Here is a 13,857-nt window from a genome sequence, read left to right on the forward strand (position 1 = left end):
CGGGCGGACCCGGGCCTCACGCCGCCTTCGCGTTGCGCGCGAGGCCGAGGGCGTAGTCGGGCCACCACTGACCCGCCGCCGGGCCGCCGCGGCACGGGCCGTCCGAGTCCCCAGGCCGCTTGATCCACAGGACGGCGTCGAGCAGCGGGTCGCCCGTGCGGTCGGTGGGCGGAGTGCCGAGACCGCGGCCCGGCGGGTTGCACCAGGCGTCCTGCCGGTCGCCCGCCAGCGGGCCCTTGCCGTTGCGGCTGGTGTCCATCACGAAGTGCTTGCCGCCGACCGACGCCGACAGCGTGCGGCCGTACGCCTTGGTGACCTGGTCGCTCTGGAAGTTCGAGACGTTCAGCGAGAAGCCGTCGGCCTGCGCGACGCCCGCCTTCAGCAGCGGCTCCGAGAGCTTTTGCGCGTCGGTGATCCAGCCGGGGTTGCCCGCGTCGAGGTACACCTTCACCTTCGGCTGCCGCTTGAACCGCTCGATCGCGTCGGAGAGCAGCCGGTAGCGCTCGGCGTGGTACTCGGCCGGGGTGCAGCCGTCCACGATGTGCGGGATCGCGTCGGGCTCCAGGATGACCACGGCGGGGGCGTCGCCGATCGTGCCGGCGAAGGTGTCCACCCAGTTCCGGTAGTAGTCCGAGCTGTTCGCGCCGCCCGCGGAGTGCTGGCCGCAGTCGCGGTGCGGGATGTTGTACGCCACGAGCACCGCCGTGCGGTCCTCCTTCTTCGCGCCCTCGGTCGCCGCCCTGATGTCGGGCGCCGGGTCGTCCCCGGCCGGCCACACGGCGAGCGGCTGCTCGGAGATCCGCCTGAGCGCCTCGGCGTCCTGGGCGCGGCCCTGCTGCTCCCACTCCTTGACCTGGCGGGCTGCGGGGCTGTCGGGATCGACCCAGAACGTGTTCGGCGGGGCCTTCGCGGCGGCGCTGGAGGCACCGGAGGCGACCTCCGCGCCGTCGGGCCTCGCGGGGCCGGACTCGGACCCGGACCCCGACGAGCAGCCCGCCGTGAGCCCGATGGCGGTGACGGCCATGAGTGCCGTGAACGTGCGGAGCAGCCGGTGCATCCAGACCCCTTGGGCGACGGTGACGGTCAGTCAGCCCGGTAATCGTTGCATATGGGGCGAATCATCCTCCTGTGCAACACCGGGGCGCTGGGCGCGGCGGGCCGACCGGGGGTGTTCGGGGAACGTACGCCCGAATTGCGAGACGGGGCTGACCACCATATGACCGACGGGTAAGGTCTTTGGCGTGCCGAAGCCGCTCAGCCTTCCCTTCGATCCCATCGCCCGCGCCGACGAGCTCTGGAAGCAGCGCTGGGGATCGGTCCCGGCGATGGGCGCGATCACCTCGATCATGCGCGCGCACCAGATCCTGCTCGCCGAGGTCGACGCGGTCGTCAAGCCGTACGGACTGACCTTCGCACGCTACGAGGCACTGGTGCTGCTCACCTTCTCGCAGGCCGGCGAGTTGCCGATGTCCAAGATCGGCGAGCGGTTGATGGTGCATCCCACGTCCGTGACCAACACGGTCGACCGGCTCGTGAGGTCCGGCCTCGTCGACAAGCGCCCGAACCCCAACGACGGCCGGGGCACCCTCGCCTCCATCACCGAGAAGGGCCGCGAGGTCGTCGAGGCGGCCACGCGCGAGCTGATGGCGATGGACTTCGGGCTCGGGGTCTACGACGCGGAGGAGTGCGGGGAGATCTTCGCGATGCTGCGGCCCCTGCGGATCGCCGCGCAGGACTTCGAGGAGAAGTAGAGGCCCGCGTTCCGCTCGGGCGGGGGCGGCGAAGATCGCGCGAGACGGGCCGTTACGCTCGTAGTCATGAAGCGAAGCGTGCTGACCCGCTACCGGGTGATGGCCTACGTCACCGCCGTCATGTTGCTCGTGCTCTGCGCCTGCATGGTGTTCAAGTACGGGTTCGACAAGGGCGAGGGTCTGACGCTCGTCGTGTCGCAGGTGCACGGCGTGCTGTACATCATCTACCTGATCTTCGCCTTCGACCTGGGCTCCAAGGCGAAGTGGCCGTTCGGCAAGCTCCTGTGGGTGCTCGTCTCCGGCACGATCCCGACCGCCGCCTTCTTCGTCGAGCGCAAGGTCGCCCGCGAGGTCGAGCCGCTGATCACCGACGGTTCGCCGGTCACCGCCAAGGCGTAACCCCGCCGCCACGGGCAACCCGTGGCGGTGAACCATCGACTTTTACTAGGACGTCCTAGTAAATTCGAGGGTATGGACGCTGACGCGATCGAGGAAGGCCGCCGACGCTGGCAGGCCCGTTACGACAAGGCCCGCAAGCGCGACGCGGACTTCACCACGCTCTCCGGCGACCCGGTCGAGCCGGTCTACGGGCCGCGCCCCGGTGACACGTACGAGGGATTCGAGCGGATCGGCTGGCCGGGGGAGTACCCCTTCACGCGCGGGCTCTACGCCACCGGCTACCGCGGCAGGACCTGGACGATCCGCCAGTTCGCGGGCTTCGGCAACGCCGAGCAGACGAACGAGCGCTACAAGATGATCCTGGCCAACGGCGGCGGCGGCCTCTCCGTCGCCTTCGACATGCCGACCCTCATGGGCCGCGACTCCGACGACCCCCGCTCGCTCGGCGAGGTCGGGCACTGCGGCGTCGCCATCGACTCCGCCGCCGACATGGAGGTCCTCTTCAAGGACATCCCGCTCGGCGACGTGACGACCTCCATGACGATCAGCGGGCCCGCCGTGCCCGTCTTCTGCATGTACCTGGTCGCGGCCGAGCGCCAGGGCGTCGACCCGAACGTCCTCAACGGCACGCTCCAGACCGACATCTTCAAGGAGTACATCGCGCAGAAGGAGTGGCTCTTCCAGCCCGAGCCGCATCTGCGCCTCATCGGCGACCTGATGGAGCACTGCGCGCGCGACATCCCCGCGTACAAGCCGCTCTCCGTCTCCGGCTACCACATCCGCGAGGCCGGGGCGACGGCCGCGCAGGAGCTGGCGTACACCCTCGCGGACGGCTTCGGGTACGTGGAGCTGGGGCTCAGCCGCGGCCTCGACGTCGACGTCTTCGCGCCCGGGCTCTCCTTCTTCTTCGACGCGCACGTCGACTTCTTCGAGGAGATCGCCAAGTTCCGCGCGGCCCGCCGCATCTGGGCCCGCTGGCTGCGCGAGGAGTACGGCGCGCGGACCGAGAAGGCGCAGTGGCTGCGCTTCCACACGCAGACCGCGGGGGTCTCCCTCACCGCCCAGCAGCCGTACAACAACGTCGTACGTACGGCCGTCGAGGCCCTCGCCGCGGTGCTCGGCGGTACGAACTCGCTGCACACCAACGCCCTCGACGAGACCCTCGCGCTCCCCAGCGAGCAGGCCGCCGAGATCGCGCTGCGCACGCAGCAGGTCCTCATGGAGGAGACCGGCGTCGCCAACGTGGCGGACCCGCTGGGCGGCTCCTGGTACATCGAGCAGCTCACCGACCGCATCGAGGCCGAGGCCGAGAAGATCTTCGAGCAGATCAAGGAGCGGGGGCGCCGGGCCCGCCCCGACGGGCAGCACCCCATCGGCCCGATCACCTCGGGCATCCTGCGGGGGATCGAGGACGGCTGGTTCACCGGCGAGATCGCCGAGTCCGCCTTCCAGTACCAGCGGTCCCTGGAGAAGGGCGACAAGCGGGTCGTGGGCGTCAACTGCCACGAGGGTTCCGTCACCGGGGATCTGGAGATCCTGCGGGTCAGCCACGAGGTGGAGCGGGAGCAGGTCCGCGAGCTGGCGGCGCGCAAGGGACGGCGTGACGACGCGCGGGTGCGGGGCGCGTTGGACGCGATGCTGGCTGCCGCGCGGGACGGGTCCAACATGATCGCCCCCATGCTGGAGGCGGTCCGCGCCGAGGCGACCCTCGGGGAGATCTGCGGGGTGCTTCGCGATGAGTGGGGGGTTTACGTGGAGCCGCCGGGGTTTTAGTAAGGGGGGCTGTCGGGGGGTGCGGATCCGCGGGTTCGCCGTGGCCGCTCGCGCAGTTCCCCGCGCCCCTTACGGGGCGCGGATCGTGCCCCGAAGGGGCGCGGGGAACTGCGCGACCAGCCCCCACCGGGCCGGGGAAACCACACGATCCGCCCTCTAGCGTGCGGGCAGCGTGAGACGGAAAAGCGCACCGCCACCCCGTGCCCGTTCCGCCGTCAGTTCCGCCCCGTGCGCGTGGGCGATCTGGCGGGCCATCGCGAGGCCGAGGCCCGAGCCCGGCAGGGCGCGGGCCTTCTCGGCGCGGTAGAAGCGGTCGAAGACGTGCGGCAGGTCCTCGTCGGCGATGCCCGGCCCGTGGTCGCGCACGGTCAGCTCCGTGGTGGAGAGGGCCAGCTCGACGGGGGCGCCCGGCGGGCTGAACTTGGCCGCGTTGTCGAGGAGGTTGGTGAGCAGGCGTGACAGGCGCGCGGGTACGCCGGGGATGCTGAGGTCCGCCGCGTCCGGTGCGATCTGGAGGGTGAAGGGCACCGCGGGCCAGTGGCCGCGGGCGGCGTCCACCGCGTGGGCGGCGAGGTCGGCGAGCCGCACCTCCTCCAGGAGCGGCTGCGGCTCCTCCTCCCTGGCAAGCTCGATCAGGTCGTTGACCAGACCGGTGACCTCGCGCAGCTGTCGGCCGAGGGCGCCGGACGCCCGTTCGCGCTGAGCCTGCGTCAGGCGGTCGGCCTTGGCGAGGAGTTCGGCGTTGGTGCGCAGCGCCGTCAGCGGGGTGCGCAGTTCGTGGGAGGCGTCGGCGACCAGGCGGCGGCGGGCCGCGACGGACTCCTCCAGCTCGGCGAGCATCGTGTTGAACGTGGCGGCCAGGCGCGTGACCTCATCTTGGCGGCCGTGGCGGCCCCTTCCGCGTGCGCGGCCTTCGCGGCCCGGCGGGTCCGGTGGCAGCTCGATGCGGTGCCGGGCGTCCCGGGTGGCCGCGATCCGCTCGGCCGTCGCCGTGAGCCGGGTGATCGGGGCGAGGCCGGTGCGCGAGACCCAGTAGCCGCCGACCGCGGAGAGCAGCACGCCCGCGCCGCCCACCGCGAGGAGCAGCGCCGCGGCCTGGCGCACGCCACGCTCGGCGATGTCGGCGCGCAGGGCGACTTGTACGGCATCGCCGTCGCCGAAGGTGGTGGTGTACATGCGGCCCGGTTTGCCGCCGGGGAGGGTGAAGCTCGTGTAGTACGGGGCCTGTTGGCCCGAGGCGACCGCACGCGTCGCGCCTGCCACCGGCAGCAGATACGGGCGCGCCGGGTCCTCGGCGGAGTCCGCGGGGACGATCTGCGAGCAGGCGGGCGCGCCGAGGAACCGACACTCGCCCGTGACCACGCCGGGCCCCTCGTCGCGGTGCTGCTGGGCGATGAGCGTCGCCGACTGGGCGAGGTTCTGGTCCAGTTGCTGGTACAGCTTGTAGCGGATCACGAAGAACGCGGCGGCGCACACCCCGAGCGCCACCAGCGCCACGGCCGCCGCGGCCATCACCGCGAGGCGGGTGCGCAGCGGCCTGCGCCGCCGCCAGCGCGTGCCGAGCCCGCGCCGGGCGCTCACGGGGAGCCCAGCCGGTAGCCGACGCCGTGCACGGTGTGGACGAGGCGCGGCTCGCCGCCCGACTCCAGCTTGCGGCGCAGGTAACCGACGTACACGGCAAGGGAGTTGGAGTCCGGCCCGAAGTCGCGGCCCCACACCGCCCGCTGGATCAGCTCGCGCGGCAGGACCTGTCCGGCGTTGCGCAGCAGGAGTTCGAGCAGGACGGCCTCCGTGCGGCTGAACTCCACGCGCCGCTCGCCCCGGCGGCCGGTGCGGGTGGCGGGATCCAGGACCAGATCGCCGTACGAGAGGTCGTCGCCGTCGCCCGCGGGCCGCTCCGGTGTCACGCGCCGCAGCAGCGCCCGCACGCGCGCCACCAGTTCGTCCAGGGCGAACGGCTTGACGAGGTAGTCGTCGGCGCCCGCGTCCAGGCCGTCCACGCGCTCGCTCACCGAGTCCAGGGCGGTCAGCACCAGTACGGGGGTGCGGTCGCCGGCGGCGCGCAACTGGCGGCAGACCGCGAGGCCGTCCATGACCGGCATCAGCACGTCGAGGACGACCAGATCCGGCTCCCAGCGGGCCACCGCGGTGAGCGCCCGGTGGCCGTCGGCCGCGCCGCGCACCAGATGGCCCTCGACCGTCAGGGCGTCCTCGACGGCGGCGCGGACCTCGGGGTCGTCGTCGACGACGAGGATCTTGTGCGGCACCGGGTCGGCCGCGCCCGGCGGCCCGCCTCTGCCGGCCGGGCTCGTGAAGCTAGTGAAGCTCATGGACCAAAGGTGCCAAACGCGGCTCTTAAAACCCTCTTAGACCCTCGCGTGATGCTCCACTGCCATGCGAACCTCTCACTCCGGCCGCGCCCCGGCCCCGGCGGACCCCCGCCTCTCCGTCGTGATCGGCGCGGGCGGCACCGGCGGGCACATTTACCCCGGTCTCGCCCTCGCCGACGCGCTGCGCCGGGCCGTGCCGGGCGCGGTGATCTCCTTCGTCGGCACCGAGCGGGGCCTGGAGAAGCGGCTGATACCGGACGCCGGGTACCGCCTGCACACCGTCGACATGATCCCCTTCGACCCCTCGCTCGGCGCCCGCCGCTATCTGCTGCCCGCCGCGCTGATGAGGTCCGGCGCCCAGTGCCGGGCCATCCTGCGCGCGCAGGGCGCGCGGGTCGCCGTAGGGATGGGCGGCTACCCCAGCGCCCCCGTCATCGTCGGCGCCCGCCTGGCGGGCCTGCCGAGCCTCATCCACGAGTCCAACGCCGTGCCGGGGCGCGCCAACCGGTTCGCGGCCCGGCTCACCCCGAACATCGCGGTCGCCTTCGACCGCAGCCGGGCCCACCTGCCGGGCGGCGAGCGCGCCTACACCACCGGCATGCCGATCGCCGCGCCGCTGGCCGCGCTCGACCGGGCCGCGCTGCGCGACGAGGCGCGGCGCGCGCTCGGCGTACCGGCCGGGGCCCGGCTCGTCCTCTTCAACGGCGGCAGCCTCGGGGCGGCGCGGCTCACCGAGGCCGCGGTCGGTCTCGCGGAGCGGTGGCGGGGGCGAGGACGTGGTGACGTACACCTCCTGATCAAGACGGGCCCGGCGGCTCTCGCGGAGACACGGGCGCGGCTCGCCTCGACGGGCGGCGACGCGATCGCCCGCGCCGTCCCCTACCTCGACCGCATGGACCTCTCCTACGCCGCCGCCGACCTCGTCGTCTGCCGTGCGGGCTCCGCGACCGTCGCCGAACTGGCCGCCACCGGCGTCCCCGCCGTCCTCGTGCCCTACCCGCACGCGCCCGGCGACCACCAGACCCACAACGCCCGGGTCCTGACCGACGCGGGCGCGGGACTGCTGCTGCCCGACGCCGAGACCACCGCCGACCGGCTCGCGGCGCTGGTCGGGCCGCTGCTCGCCGACCCGGCGCGGCTCGCCGCGATGAGTGGCGCGGCCGATCCCGGGCCGCATGCCCGCGCCGCCGACCTGCTGGCCGAGCGGGTCCTCCGCCTCGCCCACCTCACACCTCACCTGGAGTACGCGTGAACACGTCCCCCTCTTCCTTCTCCTGGCGCGACCGCACGGTCCTGGTCACCGGGGCCGAGGGTTTCATCGGCTCGACCCTCGTCGACCTGCTGCTCGCGGAGGGCGCGAAGGTCCGCGCCTTCGCGCACTACAAGCCGTACGCGGAGAAGGGGCACCTCGCGCACCTCCTCGGCGATCCGCGGGTCGAGATGATCGCGGGCGACGTGCGGGACGCGGGGCGGGTGATGGACGCGGTCGCCGGGTGCGACACGGTCTTCCATCTGGCCGCGCTGATCGGCATCCCGTACTCGTACGACTCCCCGGGCGCCTACGTCCAGACGAACGTCGTCGGCACCGAGAACGTCGCGGAGGCGTGCCGGCGGCACTCCGTGCGGCGGCTCGTCCATACGTCCACGAGTGAGGTCTACGGGACCGCGCTGACCGCGCCGATCGCGGAGTCCCACCCGCTCCAGCCGCAGTCGCCGTACTCCGCGTCGAAGATCGGCGCCGACATGATGGCGCTGTCGCACTGGCACGCCTTCGAGCTGCCGGTGACGGTGGTGCGCCCCTTCAACACGTACGGCCCGCGCCAGTCGGCCCGTGCCGTGATCCCCGCGATCCTCGCCCAACTCCACTCGGGGGCGCGGGAGATCAAGCTGGGCTCGCTGACGCCCACGCGGGACTTCACGTACGTGACCGACACGGCACGGGGCTTCATGGCGCTCGCGGTGTGCGACCGGGCGCTCGGGCACGCGGTCAATCTGGGGGTGGGCCGGGAGATCTCCATCGGTGACCTCGCGAAGGCGCTGATCGTGGCGTCGGGGCGGGAGGCGTCCGTGGTCGTCGACCCCGCGCGGCTGCGCCCCGCCGGGAGCGAGGTCGAGCGGCTCCTCTCGGACAACTCCCGGGCTCGGGAGTGGGCGGGGTGGGAGCCTCAGGTCTCCCTCGGGGAGGGGTTGCGGCACACCTCTGCTTGGGTCGCCGAGAATTTGGGCCTGTTTGCGCCTGAGCGGTATCAGGTCTGAGTTTCGGGTGCGGGGTTGTGGGGGCTGGGCGCGCAGTTCCCCGCGCCCCTTGCGGGGCGCCCCCTGCGCCGGGGGCTCACGTCTGTGCGGCTGCCGCTGCCAGGCCGCCCAGGAGCAGCAGGGTGAAGCGCCGGGCCCACTCCTCGTCGACCGGTTCCGCGCTGACCAGCGCGCGGTGGACCACCGCCCCGGCGATCACGTCGAAGATGAGGTCCGCCGTACGGGCGGCACCGACCGCGTCCGGCTCGACCGGAAGCTCGCCCCGCCGCTGCGCCCGCTCCCGCCCCGCGAGGACCAGCCGTTTCTGGCGGTCGACGATGGACTCCCGGATGCGGGCCCGCAGCGGCTCGTCCGTCGTCGACTCGGCGACCACCGCCATGAGCGCCGTCTTCGTCTCCGGCCGCCCGAGCAGCACCGCGAACTGCAGGACCACGTTCTCGATGTCGGCGGCCAGACTGCCCCGGTCCGGGAGTTCCAGCTCGTCGAAGAGTTCCGCCACCGCGTCCACGACCAGCTCGCTCTTGCCCGCCCAGCGCCGGTAGAGGGTGGTCTTGGCGACCCCCGCCCGCGTGGCGACGGCGCCGAGCGTCAGCTTGGACCAGCCCAGTTCGACGAGGCCCTGCCGGGTCGCCTCCAGGATCGCGGCGTCGGCGGTCGCGCTGCGCGGGCGTCCGCCGGTGCGGGGAGCTGGCGGGGTGGGGGGCGTGCGGCTCTGCATGGGCGCGACCATACCGCTCGGTACGGAGGGGCCGGAGACCCCCGCGCACACCTCAGTGAGGGAGATCACCGACGACGGCTACCCAAGCCCCGTACCCGGCAGTTACGCTACGGCCCGTAGCGAAAGCCCGTGGTCAGAGCCGCGGGCGTCGCGACGAGAGCGGCACCAGAGCGACAACCAAGAGCGACAACCACGCAGCACGACCGGCACGGGGTGGGGACCCCGCGCCAACCGACGGTCCTCCTCGGGACCTTGGACCGTGCCCCCCTGTGGCCCCGCAATCCGGCGGGGGGTCACGGACGGGCGCGGTTCCCGCACGGCTTGGGGGAGGATGTACTCATGCAGCCACGGAACATGTCCATGAGCGGAGTCGTCGACCTCGCCGCCGTGAAGGCGGCCCAGGAGGCCAAGGCGAAGGCGGAGCAGGCGCGCGCCGAAGCGGCCCGGCAGGGCGGGGGCGCGGCGGGCGCCGCCATCTCCCCGTCGAGCCTGGTCATCGACGTCGACGAGGCGGGCTTCGAGCACGAGGTCCTCCAGCGCTCCACCGAGGTACCGGTCGTCATCGACTTCTGGGCCGAGTGGTGCGAGCCGTGCAAGCAGCTTGGCCCCCTTCTGGAGCGGCTCGCGCAGGAGTACAACGGCCGTTTCCTCCTTGCCAAGATCGACGTCGACGCGAACCAGATGCTGATGCAGCAGTTCGGGGTCCAGGGGATCCCGGCGGTCTTCGCGGTGGTGGCCGGGCAGGCCCTGCCCCTCTTCCAGGGTGCGGCCCCCGAGGCGCAGATCCGCCAGACCCTGGACCAGCTGATCCAGGTCGGCGAGGAGCGCTTCGGTCTGACCGGCCTCGCGGTCGACGCCGGAGCCGAGGGGCAGCGGGCCGCCGCGGCGCCCGAGGTGCCCGCCGGTCCTTACGACGCCCTGCTCGAAGCGGCCGTCCAGGCGCTGGACGCGGGCGATCTCGGCGGTGCCGTCCAGGCGTACAAGAACGTACTCAGCGACGACCCCGCCAACACCGAGGCCAAGCTCGGCCTCGCCCAGGCCGAACTGCTCCAGCGCGTGCAGGGCCTCGACCCGCAGCAGGTCCGCAAGGACGCCGCCGAGAAGCCGGCGGATGTCGCGGCCCAGATCGCGGCGGCCGACCTGGACCTGGTGGGCGGGCATGTCGAGGACGCCTTCGGGCGGCTCATCGACACCGTGCGGCGCACGGCGGGCGACGACCGCGACGCCGCGCGGGTGCGGCTGCTCGAACTCTTCGAGGTGGTGGGCGCGGACGACCCGCGCGTGATGGCGGCGCGCACGTCGCTCGCCCGGGTGCTTTTCTGACCCGTGCGCCGGCTTCCGGCCGGTCCGCCGACCGCCCCTCCCGGCCGACCAGTTCCTCGACGCCGGGGCTTGTGATGCCCAAGTGAAAACCCTGCTCCCATGACACGACAGTGGCCGCGTTTGCCAAAAATTGGCAAACGCGGCCACTGTTACTTGGAGTAAGTTACGGGCAGGTGTCTGGGTGATTTCACCCCTTCATGTCCCGTTCTGATCCCGGCCGTTGAGGCACCGTCCGTGGCTGACCGATATCGGGCGGTCGCGGTTCGGTTATCCGGCCGTTACTAGTCAGTAATGAACCCCCTTGTGCGGGCGCCGAGAATGCACCACGATCGGCGACGCTCGGTCCGATGACCCGCGATCCGACAGCCAGTCGGGGGAGCGGGTTCCTTGGTTCCCCACCGAGCGGACCGGCGACGCCGTCGCCGGTCTGGACAGGGGGGTCTCTGCCGTCCCCGGCAGGGCCTGTCCGTGCGGTCGTGCGTGATGCGTCAGGCGCGACCAGTGGTTGTCGCTCGGGGGTGATCGCCGGTGATGTGTGGTGCGGTTCGCGCCTCCGACAACGGGCGCTCTCCTTCCCGAGGACGTAGCACTTCTCCCATCCCTGCCCGGCTGAGCCGCCCGAGCGGGAGCAGTCAGGGCCGGAGATGTACGTCCGAGAAGGAGGAAAGTCATGGAGTCCGTGGCTCGTGGCGGAACCAGATGGAAGCGGTTCGCCGTGGTCATGGTGCCGAGCGTCGCGGCGACCGCCGCGATAGGCGTGGGCCTGTCCCAGGGCGCGCTCGCGGCATCGTTCAGTGTGTCAGGTCAGCAGTTCAAGGTGACTGCCGACGAACTCAAGGGCACGGGATTTGTCCAGTACGGGGCCGTGGACGTCGGAAAGTCGGGCAAGCACCCGGTCGCCGTCGTCGGCCTCGACTCGGCGAAGATCACCAATCTCTGTCAGTCCGTGGTCGTGCCGGTACCGGCCTTCGGCGATGTGTCGATGACCCTCAGGGCCGGCCGGGCCGGTGGTCCCAAGGTCATCGCCAAGAAGCTGTACATCGACGCCGACGACCTGAAGGCCAACGCGACCTTCAACAAGATCGACATCGGTGTCTCGGTCGATGACACCACCAAGGGACCGGGTCCGGCGAAGAACGACAAGTACGCCCCGGGCTCGTTCGCGCAGCAGGCGGAGTCGGTGAAGTTCACCAAGGTCCGCCAGCGCGCGTGGGCGACCTCCGCCGGCACCTTCAAGCTCTCTGGCCTCGCGATGTCGGTCAAGAAGGGCAAGCACGAGTGCTACTAGGGCGGTTGACGCCCCGGTAGGCCGTACGCGATTCGGTACGCGTTCACGTCGTACGCGACTCGGTACGCACTCGTCGCCATGAACGGCCGGGCGCGGGGGCGCGACGGCACATGACGGAGCCGTCCCCGTGCCCGAATCCGCACGACACACAGAACCAACGCCATTCCCGAGGAGCTGTACGACATGAGCGCCGAAGCGCAAGTGGGACTGGGCGACAAGCTCGGCCGGATGCGCCGATCGTTCCGGGTGTGGCGCGGTCAGCGCCCGTTCTGGGGTGGTCTGCTGACGTTGCTCGGTGGCATTCCGATCATGTACTTCCCGTACGCGAACCTCACGCTCGGCACGATGACGATCCGGATGGCGACCACCGCCGGCGCCGGATCGCTGATCATCGGCGTGCTGCTGATCGTGCTCGGCCTGACCCTGTGGTTCCAGCCGCTCTCCCGGGTCTTCGCGGGCGTGGCGGCGATCCTGCTCGCCCTGGTCTCCCTGGTGGTCTCCAACTTCGGCGGCTTCGTCATCGGTTACCTGCTCGCCCTGCTCGGCGGCGCCCTCGGCGTCTCCTGGGCGCCCGCACGGTCCGCCGGTGGATCCGCGACCACGGTGGCCCCGGGTGGGGTGAGCGGCGAGCGGGACGATCTGTCAGGAACGAGCCCGACGAACGGGACGAACGGGAGGCACCGTGCCGGCTGACGAGGTGCACCACGAGGGCTCCGCGAAGGCGCCCCGTGCGAGAACCGGGCCGCGCCACGCGGCGCCCAGAAAGCCGCTGCTGACCCGGCTCCAGGTGCCCGCGGGCAAGGCCATCGCCCTCGCGGCCATGCCGACCGCGGTCCTGATGGGCATGGGGCTGACCCCGACGCTCGCGCAGGCGAGGCCCGGTGCGCCCGAGAACCCCTTCCAGGACGGGCCGTGTGTCACGGCGCCGGACAAGGACGCGGAGGCGGACGAGAAGGACGCCAAGGACGCGAAGGACGCGAAGGGCTCCGGTGAGCCGTCCGCGCCCGCGTCGCCCCGCCCCGAGAGCAAGGGCAGCGCCAAGCCCGGGCCGGATCCCACGCCGTCCGCGGGGGAGCCCGCGGGGGAGAAGGACGCCCCGAAGCCCGACCCCGGCCTCGACCCTGACCCCGAGCCGGAGCCGGAGCCTGAGCCGGAACCGACCAAGTCCAAGAACCCCTGGGACCCGCTGGGCCTCGGCGACGCCCTCAAGGACGCCTTCACGCCGGACGAGCCCGACAAGCCCGCCGGGTCCGAGAAGGAGCCCGAGAAGGAGCCCGAGAGCCCCGAGCCGTCCGCCTCCAAGGACAGCAAGTCCCCTGAGGACGCGGCCGAGGACCCGGCGCCGGACCCGGTCAAGGACACGGTCGAGAAGGTCGAGGACGGGGTCGGCAAGGCCAAGGACGGCGCGGAGAAGGCCACCGAGGCCGAGAACGGCGACGAGGCCGAGGCCGAGGACCCCGCCGCGCCGGACGAGAACGGCAAGAAGCCGTTCCCGTGCGTCGTGGAGAAGAAGGTCGACGGCGAGAGCGAGCAGTCGCCCGCGCCGATCCCGTACCGGCCGTGGCACCTCGAAGCCAGCGCGCTGAAGCTCACGGGCGCCGACTATCAGGGCGTCGTGAACCTCACCATGCCGAACGGCAGGACCAAGCAGGCCCTGAAGTACGTCGTGCAGAAGACGGACATCGACGACCTGCACCAGATCGTCGAGGGTCCGGGCGGCAAGAAGTACCACGTCGAGGCCGCCAAGGGCTCCCGGTCGACCATCCGGGGCGGCGAGACGACGATGTACACCGAGCGGATCTCGGGCAAGCTGTTCGGGCTCATCCCGATCACCTTCGACCCCGAGCACCCGCCGCCGCTGAACATCCCGCTGATCTACTTCACGGACGTGAAGGTGCAGCAGGCGGGCCAGTTCGGCGGCAACCTCACAATCCCCGGACTGCACCAGTCGATCACCGACTGACCCGCACGAACGCCGAGGGCGCCCCCTGCGACAGGGGGCGCCCTCAGCGCGTACGT

13 protein-coding genes are annotated in these 13,857 nt (G+C 71.9%); 9 read left to right on the forward strand and 4 right to left on the reverse strand.

All coding sequences use genetic code 11. From position 1 onward, the window contains the following. Nucleotides 1–16: 16 nt before the first annotated feature. Complete coding sequence (locus tag DMA15_RS25940; protein WP_125515164.1) at nucleotides 17–1,057, reverse strand: glycoside hydrolase family 6 protein; 1,041 nt, start codon at nucleotides 1,055–1,057, stop codon at nucleotides 17–19. Nucleotides 1,058–1,241: 184 nt separating this feature from the next. On the opposite strand from DMA15_RS25940, the gene DMA15_RS25945 reads away from it, so the two are divergent. The 3 genes from DMA15_RS25945 to DMA15_RS25955 all read left to right on the forward strand — a co-directional run bounded on the left by DMA15_RS25945 (nucleotide 1,242) and on the right by DMA15_RS25955 (nucleotide 3,923). Continuing rightward, nucleotides 1,242–1,751, forward strand: coding sequence for a MarR family transcriptional regulator (locus DMA15_RS25945; RefSeq protein WP_030789443.1), 510 nt, complete (start codon nucleotides 1,242–1,244; stop codon nucleotides 1,749–1,751). A 66-nt stretch (nucleotides 1,752–1,817) separates the two neighbouring features. Then, entirely contained in the window at nucleotides 1,818–2,150 is a 333-nt protein-coding gene (locus DMA15_RS25950) for a DUF3817 domain-containing protein (RefSeq protein ID WP_125515165.1), read from the forward strand. Nucleotides 2,151–2,222: 72 nt separating this feature from the next. Beyond that, on the forward strand, nucleotides 2,223–3,923 hold the full coding sequence (locus tag DMA15_RS25955) for a methylmalonyl-CoA mutase family protein (RefSeq protein ID WP_125515166.1): 1,701 nt from the start codon (nucleotides 2,223–2,225) through the stop codon (nucleotides 3,921–3,923). Between the two features lie 156 nt (nucleotides 3,924–4,079). Here the strand turns inward: DMA15_RS25955 and DMA15_RS25965 are convergent, their stop codons facing one another. Both DMA15_RS25965 and DMA15_RS25970 read right to left on the reverse strand, forming a co-directional pair. Next, nucleotides 4,080–5,504 (reverse strand): HAMP domain-containing sensor histidine kinase, encoded by a 1,425-nt coding sequence (locus tag DMA15_RS25965; protein WP_125515168.1) that lies wholly within the window; start codon nucleotides 5,502–5,504, stop codon nucleotides 4,080–4,082. Continuing rightward, nucleotides 5,501–6,253, reverse strand: a complete 753-nt coding sequence (locus tag DMA15_RS25970) for a response regulator transcription factor (RefSeq protein ID WP_125515169.1) — start codon at nucleotides 6,251–6,253, stop codon at nucleotides 5,501–5,503. Before DMA15_RS25970 ends, DMA15_RS25965 begins: the two co-directional genes overlap by 4 nt. Before the next feature lie 64 nt (nucleotides 6,254–6,317). On the opposite strand from DMA15_RS25970, the gene DMA15_RS25975 reads away from it, so the two are divergent. Then, nucleotides 6,318–7,505: a UDP-N-acetylglucosamine--N-acetylmuramyl-(pentapeptide) pyrophosphoryl-undecaprenol N-acetylglucosamine transferase gene (locus tag DMA15_RS25975; protein WP_125515170.1), complete on the forward strand. Its 1,188-nt coding sequence runs from the start codon at nucleotides 6,318–6,320 to the stop codon at nucleotides 7,503–7,505. Then, the gene (locus DMA15_RS25980) at nucleotides 7,502–8,509 is read left to right on the forward strand and encodes an SDR family NAD(P)-dependent oxidoreductase (protein WP_125515171.1); all 1,008 of its coding nucleotides are present in this window, start codon (nucleotides 7,502–7,504) and stop codon (nucleotides 8,507–8,509) included. Before DMA15_RS25975 ends, DMA15_RS25980 begins: the two co-directional genes overlap by 4 nt. 76 nt (nucleotides 8,510–8,585) lie before the next feature. On the opposite strand, the gene DMA15_RS25985 is transcribed toward DMA15_RS25980, so the two are convergent. Continuing rightward, on the reverse strand, nucleotides 8,586–9,227 hold the full coding sequence (locus DMA15_RS25985) for a TetR/AcrR family transcriptional regulator (RefSeq protein ID WP_125515172.1): 642 nt from the start codon (nucleotides 9,225–9,227) through the stop codon (nucleotides 8,586–8,588). A gap of 339 nt (nucleotides 9,228–9,566) precedes the next feature. Between DMA15_RS25985 and DMA15_RS25990 the strand changes: the two genes are divergently transcribed. The 4 genes from DMA15_RS25990 (at nucleotide 9,567) to DMA15_RS26005 (ending at nucleotide 13,801) form a co-directional block, all read left to right on the forward strand. Further along, complete coding sequence (locus tag DMA15_RS25990; protein WP_125515173.1) at nucleotides 9,567–10,550, forward strand: tetratricopeptide repeat protein; 984 nt, start codon at nucleotides 9,567–9,569, stop codon at nucleotides 10,548–10,550. 670 nt (nucleotides 10,551–11,220) lie between these two features. Then, nucleotides 11,221–11,838, forward strand: coding sequence for a DUF6230 family protein (locus DMA15_RS25995; protein ID WP_125515174.1), 618 nt, complete (start codon nucleotides 11,221–11,223; stop codon nucleotides 11,836–11,838). Between the two features lie 183 nt (nucleotides 11,839–12,021). Then, on the forward strand, nucleotides 12,022–12,531 hold the full coding sequence (locus DMA15_RS26000) for a DUF6114 domain-containing protein (protein WP_125515175.1): 510 nt from the start codon (nucleotides 12,022–12,024) through the stop codon (nucleotides 12,529–12,531). Further along, complete coding sequence (locus DMA15_RS26005; protein WP_125515176.1) at nucleotides 12,521–13,801, forward strand: hypothetical protein; 1,281 nt, start codon at nucleotides 12,521–12,523, stop codon at nucleotides 13,799–13,801. The genes DMA15_RS26000 and DMA15_RS26005 overlap by 11 nt, the downstream gene beginning before the upstream one ends. Nucleotides 13,802–13,857: the final 56 nt, after the last annotated feature.

It is taken from the genome of Streptomyces sp. WAC 01529, assembly GCF_003945545.1.
GTDB lineage: Bacteria > Actinomycetota > Actinomycetes > Streptomycetales > Streptomycetaceae > Streptomyces > Streptomyces anatolicus.

Bases quoted from the DNA above. Each gene is read 5' to 3' on its own strand.
- DMA15_RS25985 (WP_125515172.1), bottom strand. From the start codon at position 9,227: ATGCAGAGCCGCACGCCCCCCACCCCGCCAGCTCCCCGCACCGGCGGA.
- DMA15_RS25940 (WP_125515164.1), bottom strand. From the start codon at position 1,057: ATGCACCGGCTGCTCCGCACGTTCACGGCACTCATGGCCGTCACCGCC.
- DMA15_RS25970 (WP_125515169.1), bottom strand. From the start codon at position 6,253: ATGAGCTTCACTAGCTTCACGAGCCCGGCCGGCAGAGGCGGGCCGCCG.
- DMA15_RS25995 (WP_125515174.1), top strand. From the start codon at position 11,221: ATGGAGTCCGTGGCTCGTGGCGGAACCAGATGGAAGCGGTTCGCCGTG.
- DMA15_RS25990 (WP_125515173.1), top strand. From the start codon at position 9,567: ATGCAGCCACGGAACATGTCCATGAGCGGAGTCGTCGACCTCGCCGCC.
- DMA15_RS25950 (WP_125515165.1), top strand. From the start codon at position 1,818: ATGAAGCGAAGCGTGCTGACCCGCTACCGGGTGATGGCCTACGTCACC.
- DMA15_RS25975 (WP_125515170.1), top strand. From the start codon at position 6,318: ATGCGAACCTCTCACTCCGGCCGCGCCCCGGCCCCGGCGGACCCCCGC.
- DMA15_RS25955 (WP_125515166.1), top strand. From the start codon at position 2,223: ATGGACGCTGACGCGATCGAGGAAGGCCGCCGACGCTGGCAGGCCCGT.
- DMA15_RS26000 (WP_125515175.1), top strand. From the start codon at position 12,022: ATGAGCGCCGAAGCGCAAGTGGGACTGGGCGACAAGCTCGGCCGGATG.